We start from the raw sequence: 9,419 nt of genomic DNA on the forward strand, positions 1-9,419 counted from the left end.
TTTTTTTGCATTTATCTCGCTAACTTCGCTTATTATGGGGATCAGTTTTCCGGTTTCAAGAGAAGCCTTAAGATTGTCACCCTTCATTTGGCAAAAGGACTCCAGATAATGAGTACTCATTTCACCTGTATTGGGATTGTCGGCCACCCGCGTCACCCTACGGCGCTGACCACACATGAGATGCTCTGGCGCTGGCTGTCTGGCCGGGGATATGACGTTATCGTTGAGCAGCAGATCGCCCAGGAGCTAAAACTGACCAACGTGCGCACCGGCACGCTGGCGGAGATTGGCCAGCAGGCCGATCTGGCGGTGGTGGTCGGTGGCGACGGCAATATGCTCGGCGCGGCCCGCACCCTTGCGCGTTACGATATTAAGGTCATCGGTATCAACCGTGGCAACCTCGGCTTTCTCACCGATCTCGATCCTGATAACGCCCAGCAGCAGCTGGCTGATGTGCTTGAAGGGCACTACATCACCGAAAAGCGCTTTTTGCTGGAGGCCCAGGTGTGCCAGCACGACTGCCAGAAGCGGATCAGCACCGCCATCAACGAGGTGGTTCTCCATCCGGGCAAGGTGGCGCATATGATCGAGTTTGAGGTCTATATCGATGAGGTATTTGCCTTCTCCCAGCGCTCGGACGGCCTGATCATCTCCACGCCCACCGGCTCCACGGCCTACTCGCTGTCGGCGGGCGGCCCCATTCTGACCCCGTCGCTGGACGCCATTACCCTGGTGCCGATGTTCCCGCACACGCTGTCGGCTCGCCCGCTGGTGATCAACAGCAGCAGCACCATTCGCCTGCGTTTTTCCCACCGGCGCAACGATCTGGAGATCAGCTGCGACAGCCAGATTGCCCTGCCGATCCAGGAGGGTGAGGATGTGTTAATCCGCCGCTGCGACTACCATCTCAACCTGATCCATCCGAAAGATTATAGCTATTTTAATACCCTAAGCTCCAAGCTCGGCTGGTCAAAAAAATTGTTCTGAAATCGACGGCGGGTGCTTTACTGGATATAAAACCTGTTTATACTGTACGAAAACACAGTTATGGTTTTTCATACAGGAAAAGCGGCTATGCTGGCACAACTGACCATCAGTAATTTTGCAATTGTTCGCGAGCTGGAAATTGATTTTCACAGCGGCATGACCGCCATTACTGGCGAAACCGGCGCGGGTAAATCCATTGCCATTGATGCCCTTGGGCTCTGCCTTGGCGGGCGCGCGGAAGCCGACATGGTTCGCACCGACGCCGCACGCGCCGATCTCTGCGCCCGCTTTTCCCTGAAAGATACCCCTGCTGCCCAGCGCTGGCTGGAAGAGAACCAGCTTGAAGATGGCCGTGAGTGCCTGCTGCGCCGCGTCATCAGCAGCGACGGACGCTCCCGCGGCTTTATCAACGGCACGGCGGTGCCGCTCTCCCAGCTGCGTGAGCTGGGCCAGCTTCTTATTCAGATCCACGGCCAGCACGCCCACCAGTTGCTGACCAAATCCGATCACCAGAAAACCCTGCTCGATGGCTATGCCGGTGAAGATGCCCTGCTCCAGCAGATGGCAGAGCACTATCGCCTGTGGAACCACAGCTGCCGCGAGCTGGCCCAGCATCAGCAGCAGAGCCAGGAGCGCAGCGCCCGCGCCGAGCTGCTGCACTACCAGCTGAAAGAGCTGAACGACTTCAGTCCGCAGCCGGGCGAGTTTGAGCGCATCGACGAAGAGTACAAGCGTCTCGCCAACAGCGGCCAGCTGCTGAGCACCAGCCAGCACGCCCTGACGCTGCTCGCCGACAGCGACGACGCCAACCTGCAGAGCCAGCTCTACACCGCGCGTCAGATGGTGACCGAGCTGGTGGGTATGGACAGCAAGCTCTCCAGCGTGCTCGATATGCTGGAAGAGGCCGCCATTCAGCTGAGCGAGGCCAGCGACGAGCTGCGCCACTACTGCGATCGCCTGGACCTCGATCCGAACCGTCTCTACGAGCTGGAGCAGCGCATCGCCAAACAGATTTCGCTGGCGCGCAAGCATCACGTCACCCCGGAAGAGCTGCCGGCGCACTATCAGGCACTGCTTGACGAGCAGCAGCAGCTGGACGATCAGGCCGACTCCCAGGAGACGCTCTCTCTGGCGGTACAGAAGCACCATCAGCAGGCGCTGGCGACCGCGCAACAGCTGCATGCGCAGCGTATGAAGTATGCCCAGGAGCTGAGCGGGCTGATCACTGAGAGCATGCACGCCCTGTCAATGCCGCACGGCCGCTTCCATATCGACGTCAGCTTTGATGAGCGTCACCTGACGCTGGAAGGGGCAGACCGCATTGAGTTCCGCGTGACTACCAACCCAGGACAGCCGATGCAGGCGATCTCGAAAGTGGCCTCCGGCGGGGAACTGTCGCGTATTGCCCTGGCGATCCAGGTGATCACCGCCCGTAAGATGGAAACCCCGGCGCTGATTTTCGATGAGGTCGACGTGGGTATCAGCGGCCCGACCGCAGCGGTGGTCGGCAAGCTGCTGCGCCAGCTGGGTGAATCCACCCAGGTGATGTGCGTAACGCACCTGCCGCAGGTGGCGGGCTGTGGTCATCACCACTTCTACGTCAGCAAAGAGACCGACGGTGCCATGACCGAAACCCACATGCAGCCGCTGGATAAAAAGGCCCGGCTGCAGGAGCTGGCGCGCCTGCTGGGCGGCAGCGAGGTCACCCGGAACACGCTGGCTAATGCGAAAGAACTGCTCGCAGCCTAAACTTTTCAGCTAATTCTGGGTCATAGTGAGACATAAAATCGCCGCTGGATCCGATAGCAGAGGTTTCAAACTCGCTAAAGGTCTATTATTATCGGCATATTACAAATGAGCCGCGTACTACCAGGCCCGAAAAGGAACCAAATCACTATGCGCTGTAAAACGCTGACTGCTGCCGCAGCGGTTCTTCTGATGATGACTGCTGGCTGTTCCACTCTGGAGAAAGTGGTTTACCGCCCAGATATCAACCAGGGGAACTATCTGGCACCTAACGACATCTCTAAAATTCGTATTGGCATGACGCAACAGCAGGTTGCCTATGCGCTGGGTACCCCGATGATGAGCGATCCGTTTGGTACCAACACCTGGTTCTACGTGTTCCGCCAGCAGCCAGGCCATGAAGATGTCACGCAGCAGACGCTGACCCTGACCTTTAACAGCAACGGCGTGCTGACCAACATTGATAACAAACCGGCCCTGTCGAACTAGGTCCCGCTCGGTAAAAAAACAAAAAGCGCTCAGTGAGCGCTTTTTTTGTTTGAGTACGAAGCTATTCGTCGTCCGCTTTTTCCGCGCGCTTGCGCCGCAGCTCTTTCGGATCGGCAATCAGCGGGCGGTAGATCTCCACCCGGTCACCGTCCTGCACGGCGTCGGCAAGCTTCACCGGACGACTAAAGATACCCACCTTGTTTTTCGCAAGATCGATATCTGAACGCAACTCCAGCAGGCCAGAAGCGTTAATCGCCTCCTCCACCGTTGCCCCCTCGCTCAGCGTCACGCGCTGCAGGTACTGCTTCTCCGGCAGGGCATAGGCGACTTCGACGCGAATGTCACCCGGCACTGTAAACCTCTTTGGCGCGATGGGTAAACGCCTGCACCATGTTTGAGGCCAGCTCTTTGAACACGTGACCAAACGCCAGCTCGATCAGCTTGTTGGTGAATTCGAAGTCCAGATTGAACTCAATACGGCAGGCATCGGGACTCAGCGGCGTAAACCGCCAGCCACCCATCAGCTGCTTAAAGGGACCATCCACCAGCTGCATCAGAATGCTTTGGTTATCGGTAAGGGTGTTACGGGTGGTGAACGTCTTGCTGATGCCCGCCTTCGAGACATCAACGGCAGCCGTCATCTGCGTCGGGCTTGCCTCCAGAACCCGGCTACCGGTACAGCCTGGCAAAAATTCCGGGTAGGACTTTACGTCGTTCACTAATTGATACATCTGCTCTGCGCTGTAAGGCACTAAAGCAGTTCGGCTTATCTGCGGCATAGCGTTATCCTGAGGTCTACACCTCATAAATAATAACATTTCCTGTCCAGGAAAGGAAAACGCAAAGGCAAACTCATGCTAATATAACGCGTTACACCTCGCAGGATAGATGGGGTATTTTTCAACAGCTGATTACCGACGATTTACGATACTTATGACAAAGAAAAAAGCACATAAACCGGGTTCCGCTACCATTGCGCTTAACAAGCGCGCCCGTCACGAATATTTTATTGAAGAAGAGTTTGAAGCGGGCGTCTCCCTTCAGGGTTGGGAAGTGAAGTCCCTGCGCGCCGGGAAGGCCAACATCAGCGACAGCTATGTGATCCTCATTGAGGGCGAAGCCTACCTGTTCGGGGCCAACTTTACGCCGCTGAGCGTCGCCTCCAGCCACGTCGTCTGCGACCCTACCCGTAACCGTAAGCTGCTGCTCAACCAGCGCGAGCTGGACACGCTCTATGGCCGCGTAAACCGCGAAGGCTATACCGTTGTCGCCCTCTCTATGTACTGGAAAAATGCCTGGTGCAAAGTGAAGATTGGCGTCGCCCGCGGTAAGAAACAGCATGACAAACGCTCCGATGTGAAAGAGCGCGAGTGGCAGGTTGATAAAGCCCGCATTATGAAAAACGCCGGCCGCTAAACTGCAACAGCTACAGCACCTCCCTCTCCGCTGGGGAGAGGGTGTGCCTGCCCTCTGTCAGATTGCCTAGCGCTCGCGCAGCGCCTCGTTGACCTTGTTCAGCGGCTTGATCAGGTAGTCCATCACCGATTTCTGCCCGGTTTTAATCTCTACGTTTGCCACCATACCCGGCAGGATCGGGAAGCGCTGGCCACTCTTGTTTTGCAGCTCGGCGCTCTTGGTCCGGACATAGACCCGGTAGTAGAACTGATCCCGGCGTACTTCATCCTGGAGCGTATCCGGCGACACCACTTCTACCAGCCCGGTGAGATTCCCGTAGATCGAGGAGTCGTAGGCGGTGACCTTTACCGTTGCCGGCAGGCCCGGCCGGATATAGGCGATATCCCGTGGGTTGATGCGCGTCTCGACTAAAAGCTGATCCTCCAGCGGGACGATCTCCATCAGCTTGCCCCCCGGCTGCAGAACGCCGCCGACGGTGGTGACCTGGATATCCTTGACGATGCCGCGCACCGGTGAGAAGAGTGTCGTCCTATCCACCTGATCCGCTTTACCGCTCATCGCCTGGATCTGCGCGTCGAGATCGGCGTTGTTTTTCACCTGCTCCTCGCGGGCGCGCACCGCAAACTGGTTGCGCGCCTCGTCGATCTTACCCTGCAGTTCGGTAGCCTGGCGCTGGAGGCGGATCACCTCTACCTCACTTGCCGCGCCCTTGGCCACCAGCGGCTGGGTCATGCGCAGCTCTGACATCACCAGCTGATACGTTTTTTGCAGGTTAGCCACCGTCTCGTTCAGGTTGCGCCGCCGGGATTCGTACAGCTGCCGCTCACGTGCCACCAGCTCCGGCTCGCGCATCGACTCCTCGCTAAAGCGCAGCGGCTCTCCGGTCAGCTCTGAGCGCAGACGCTCGCTGGACGCGCGCAGCGCGCGCACCCGGGCCGCCGACTCACCGTAGTTAGACTGAAAGCGAGTGGGATCGAGACGGGCGAGCATCTGCCCGCGCTCGACAATATCCCCCTCGCGCACCAGCATCGCGCTAACGATACCGCCGTCGAGGCTCTCGATCACCTGGGCATGGGTAGATGGCGTGATCTTGCCCGTCCCCACCGTCACCTCATCCAGAATGGCCCACCATGCCCACACCACAAAGATCAGCAGCCCCGCCAGCGTCAGCCAGATCACCGACGAGTAGAACCGCCCCTGACGGGCGAGATCGTCCTGCATACTCAGTTGACTCATTGCTCGCTCCTCAGGCTATCGATGCCACGTTGCTGTTGCGCGTCGCCTGCTGAAGCAGCGTATCGCGCGGCCCGTCGGCAATCACCTTGCCGTTCTCCATCACTACAATCCGGTCTACCAGATTCAGCAGCGCCGGGCGGTGGGTCACTAACACCAGGGTGCGTCCGGTAAGCCACTGCTGAAGCTGGCGAATGACCCACGCCTCCAGCTGCTCATCCATTGACGCCGTGGGCTCATCAAGCAGTACAATCTGCGGGTTACGCACAATCAGGCGGCTGAGCAGCACCATCTGACGCTGGCCACCGGAGAGACCGCGCCCGCCCTCGTTAATTAGCCGGTCGAGACTGGCGGCATCCTGCTGCACCATGCCAATCGCGCCGCTGATGCGCAGGGCCTGGATCAGCTCCGCCTCGGTGGCGTGCGGATGGCCCAGCATCAGGTTCTGCCGCAGCGTGCCGAAAAAGAGGCGTGAGTCCTGAGAGAGGTAGCCCACCTGACGGCGAACATCCATGGGATCGATATGCGCCATATCGACGCCGTCGATGATCACTTTACCCTTGCTGGCCTGCGCCTGACCTGACAGCAGCTTCAGCAGCGTCGATTTACCCGCCCCGGTCTTGCCGAGGATCGCCACCCGCTCGCCGGGCTTGATCTCCAGACCGTCGATCTGCGCCGCCTGATCCCCCTTCTCGGGATCGTAGCTGTACTGCACCTTCTGGACTTGGTAGTGCCCGGCCAGCACCGGACAGTGGGCCATTTTCTGATCGGTGCTCTTATCCAGCGGCTTCTTGAGCAGATCGTCGAGGCCGTTCATCGCCATTTTGGCATGCTGCCAGCGGGAGAAGACCATGGTCAGCTGCATCAGCGGCGCGATGGTGCGCGACGAGAGCAGGCTACAGGCCACCAGCGTACCGGTTGTAATGTTGCCCTCCATCACCAGATAGCAGCCGAAAACCAGCATCCCGGCATAGGTGATCTGCTGGACGGTAGAGGCCCAGCCGCTCAGCCGTGCCCCCCAGACGCGCTGCTTCATGCCGATGTTGGCTCCCACGGCGTGGGTATGTTCCCACTGGCGCTGGAAGTACGGCTCGGCCTGCAGGGCCTTGATATCTTCCACTCCCTCGATGGACTCCACCAGCACCGCGTTGCGGATCGCGCTCTCACGCATCCCCTCTTTCGCCAGCTTCGCCATTGGCCACTGGACGAGGATCCCCGGGATCACAATCAACGGAATGGCGATCAGCGGGATGATCACCAGCGGACCGCCCACCAGCGCCATAATGCCGAGAAACAGCAGTACAAAGGGGATATCCATCGCCGCGCCGACGGTGGTCGAGGTGAGCAGCTCGCGCACCTGGTCAATCTCACGCAGCTGGGAGATAAACGAGCCGGTGGATTTGGGCCGGGAATCGTTCTTGATCGCCATCGCGCGGGCAAAAAAGAGCGAGGAGACATTGAGATCGATATGCTTGCCCATAATGTCGGAGACATGGGTACGGGCCAGGCGGATCATAAACTCCAGCAGGGCGGCAAACAGTACGCCGATAAACAGCACCCACAGGGTGGGGATCGACTGGGCGGGGATGACCCGATCGTAGACCTGCATCGAGAAGAGGATCCCTGCCAGGGCCAGCACGTTGCCCAGCACCGAGGCCAGGGCGATCTCGGAGAGCTTGCGCTTGGCATGGCGGAAGTGCCGCCAGAACCAGTGCTCCTCCCAGGGACGGGTAAAGTCATCGATGCGGGAGTCGCGCCCACGGGCGGCGATGCCGAGCATCACCACCTCCGGCTTCACGCGGGTGAGCAGCGCCTCCAGCGCCTCCTCGCGCACCAGATCACCCCCCTCGCTGAGCCAGTAGGCCACGAGTCCGTCGGCATCAATAGACTCCAGCAGCATCAGCTCGCCGGACTCCAGTTGCACGATGACCGGCAGGTTTTGCGCGTTCCAGCGCATCTTCTCCAGCTCTACCACCCGCACCTGGAGTCCCATCAGGCCGCTCAATCTCTCCAGCCGCGCGTTAAGCGGCAAACTCTCAAACCAGCGCATCTGCTGGCGTACGGCAGGCGCATCCGCCGGCAGGCCAAACCGCCCCGCCGCCCGCACCATGACATTGATCCAGCTTTCGGTATCCGGCTGCTGCATAACTACTCCTTGGCCGTTAGCGCTTAAAGTGATGGCAGGGTATCGCCGATGGTGCGGCTACGCTCAATGCCTAACATATCTAATAGATTATCTGCGGCGGCCGCATAGCGTACTGCAGCATCCCAGGCGTCGTAGCGCGCGGTAATCGACGCGGTATCGGCCTGAAACACATCCTGCTCAATGCTGAGCAGATCGTTAAGGCTGCGTTTGCTCAGGCGATACTCGTCGCGATAGACCCCACGAGCGCGGTCGGCGCTCTGGTACTGGGCATCCCCTGCCTGCTGGCGCTGCTGCGCCCCGGTAAGATCGGCCCACGCGGTGGCGGCGCGCTGGTTAATATCCAGTTTGCTGGCCTCCACCTGCGCCCGGGCGCTGGCCCTGTCCCCCTCGGCTGCATCAACGCGCGCGCCGACGGCACCGCCCTGATAGATAGGGGCATCGACCACCAGCTGCACCTGGTCATCCCAGTAGCTGTCGTTATCGTTCTCATAGCGCGTCCGCCCCGCCTGCACCGAAACCGTCGGCCAGTGCTGCGCCTGGGCCTGGCGAATGCGGTCGTCCGCCGCCAGCTGTCTTGCCTGGGCGCTGCGCACCGCATTGCTGCGTTCGTAGGGGAGCGAGTTAAGGGTGATTTTCTGCTTCATCAGATCTTCAGGCAGATCGGGAAGCGTGTTCGACATCACGCCGGTCAGCACGCTCAGCGCCGCCTGGGCGGAGCGGGTCTGGGCTTCGTACTGGGCGAGCGAGGCGTTCAGCCCGGCAATGCGCGTCTGGGCCTGCAACACGTCGGACTGGGAGCTTAGCCCTGCCTCGGCACGTAGATCCGCCATCTCCTGCACGCTCTGTAAGGAGACGATATTTTTGCGCGCCGCCTCGGCCAGCGCCTGGTAGCGCTTAACCTGCAGGTAGGTTTGCAGCGTCTCCATGCCAACCTCATTGAGGGAGTTATAGAGATCGTAGCGGTAGGCATCAGAAAGATTGTGCTGCTCATCAATGCTGCCGCCGGTTTTGCCAAAGTCGTAGATCAGCTGCTTGAGGCTGACGCCGCCGGAGCCGTTATTGTTGAGGGAGCCTGCCGAGTCGTTGCGGTGCGAACGCCCAACGTTACCTTGCAGGGATATCTGAGGAAACCAGGCGCTCTCCGCCTCGTCCAGATTTGCTTTTCCTACGTGGATCTGCGCTGCCGCCTGGGCAATTTTGGGGTTGCGGGCGAAGGCGCGTAAAATTGCTTCTTTGATTGTCAGCTGCGCCTGGAGCTGTTCTCCGGGTGCGGCCTGCCAGTTAAACTGATCTTCTCCGTATGCTGTGCTCATAACGCTCGCTCCGAGCGCGGCCAGCAGAACGACATACAATGCCTTTGCTTTCATCTATCCACCCTGACTTTCCCTGACAACTTTTTTAT

9 protein-coding genes are annotated in these 9,419 nt (G+C 59.5%); 4 read left to right on the forward strand and 5 right to left on the reverse strand.

The window, feature by feature from the left end; translation table 11 throughout:
* The first annotated feature begins 108 nt into the window (after positions 1 to 108).
* From nadK to bamE, 3 genes are all read left to right on the forward strand, one after another.
* Complete coding sequence (gene nadK / locus WFN61_RS05820) at positions 109 to 987, forward strand: NAD(+) kinase (protein ID WP_144817891.1); 879 nt, start codon at positions 109 to 111, stop codon at positions 985 to 987.
* Between the two features lie 87 nt (positions 988 to 1,074).
* On the forward strand, positions 1,075 to 2,736 hold the full coding sequence (gene recN / locus WFN61_RS05825) for a DNA repair protein RecN (RefSeq protein WP_312235223.1): 1,662 nt from the start codon (positions 1,075 to 1,077) through the stop codon (positions 2,734 to 2,736).
* A gap of 147 nt (positions 2,737 to 2,883) precedes the next feature.
* Positions 2,884 to 3,222, forward strand: a complete 339-nt coding sequence (bamE, locus tag WFN61_RS05830; protein WP_042387524.1) for an outer membrane protein assembly factor BamE — start codon at positions 2,884 to 2,886, stop codon at positions 3,220 to 3,222.
* Positions 3,223 to 3,283: 61 nt separating this feature from the next.
* Here bamE and WFN61_RS05835 read toward each other — a convergent pair whose 3' ends face one another.
* Positions 3,284 to 3,574, reverse strand: coding sequence for an RnfH family protein (locus WFN61_RS05835; protein ID WP_042387526.1), 291 nt, complete (start codon positions 3,572 to 3,574; stop codon positions 3,284 to 3,286).
* Positions 3,564 to 4,001: a type II toxin-antitoxin system RatA family toxin gene (locus tag WFN61_RS05840; RefSeq protein ID WP_222126333.1), complete on the reverse strand. Its 438-nt coding sequence runs from the start codon at positions 3,999 to 4,001 to the stop codon at positions 3,564 to 3,566. Before WFN61_RS05840 ends, WFN61_RS05835 begins: the two co-directional genes overlap by 11 nt.
* Positions 4,002 to 4,155: 154 nt before the next feature.
* Here WFN61_RS05840 and smpB point away from each other — a divergent pair, with 154 nt between their 5' ends.
* Entirely contained in the window at positions 4,156 to 4,638 is a 483-nt protein-coding gene (gene smpB, locus WFN61_RS05845; RefSeq protein WP_042387529.1) for an SsrA-binding protein SmpB, read from the forward strand.
* 66 nt (positions 4,639 to 4,704) lie between these two features.
* Here smpB and WFN61_RS05850 read toward each other — a convergent pair whose 3' ends face one another.
* The 3 genes from WFN61_RS05850 to WFN61_RS05860 are packed head-to-tail and all read right to left on the reverse strand — an operon-like array spanning position 4,705 to position 9,330.
* Positions 4,705 to 5,874, reverse strand: a complete 1,170-nt coding sequence (locus WFN61_RS05850; RefSeq protein ID WP_144817887.1) for an HlyD family efflux transporter periplasmic adaptor subunit — start codon at positions 5,872 to 5,874, stop codon at positions 4,705 to 4,707.
* Positions 5,875 to 5,884: 10 nt separating this feature from the next.
* Positions 5,885 to 8,017 (reverse strand): type I secretion system permease/ATPase, encoded by a 2,133-nt coding sequence (locus WFN61_RS05855; RefSeq protein WP_144817886.1) that lies wholly within the window; start codon positions 8,015 to 8,017, stop codon positions 5,885 to 5,887.
* Between the two features lie 23 nt (positions 8,018 to 8,040).
* On the reverse strand, positions 8,041 to 9,330 hold the full coding sequence (locus WFN61_RS05860; protein WP_312633740.1) for a TolC family outer membrane protein: 1,290 nt from the start codon (positions 9,328 to 9,330) through the stop codon (positions 8,041 to 8,043).
* Positions 9,331 to 9,419: the final 89 nt, after the last annotated feature.

Origin of the sequence: Pseudescherichia sp. AS216 (assembly GCF_037152055.1) — a bacterium.
Taxonomy (GTDB): Bacteria; Pseudomonadota; Gammaproteobacteria; order Enterobacterales; family Enterobacteriaceae; genus Pseudescherichia.

Excerpts from the sequence above, each read along its gene's own strand:
- nadK (WP_144817891.1), top strand. The coding sequence starts at position 109 with ATGAGTACTCATTTCACCTGTATTGGGATTGTCGGCCACCCGCGTCAC.
- recN (WP_312235223.1), top strand. The coding sequence starts at position 1,075 with ATGCTGGCACAACTGACCATCAGTAATTTTGCAATTGTTCGCGAGCTG.
- bamE (WP_042387524.1), top strand. The coding sequence starts at position 2,884 with ATGCGCTGTAAAACGCTGACTGCTGCCGCAGCGGTTCTTCTGATGATG.
- WFN61_RS05840 (WP_222126333.1), bottom strand. The coding sequence starts at position 4,001 with ATGCCGCAGATAAGCCGAACTGCTTTAGTGCCTTACAGCGCAGAGCAG.
- smpB (WP_042387529.1), top strand. The coding sequence starts at position 4,156 with ATGACAAAGAAAAAAGCACATAAACCGGGTTCCGCTACCATTGCGCTT.
- WFN61_RS05850 (WP_144817887.1), bottom strand. The coding sequence starts at position 5,874 with ATGAGTCAACTGAGTATGCAGGACGATCTCGCCCGTCAGGGGCGGTTC.
- WFN61_RS05855 (WP_144817886.1), bottom strand. The coding sequence starts at position 8,017 with ATGCAGCAGCCGGATACCGAAAGCTGGATCAATGTCATGGTGCGGGCG.
- WFN61_RS05860 (WP_312633740.1), bottom strand. The coding sequence starts at position 9,330 with ATGAGCACAGCATACGGAGAAGATCAGTTTAACTGGCAGGCCGCACCC.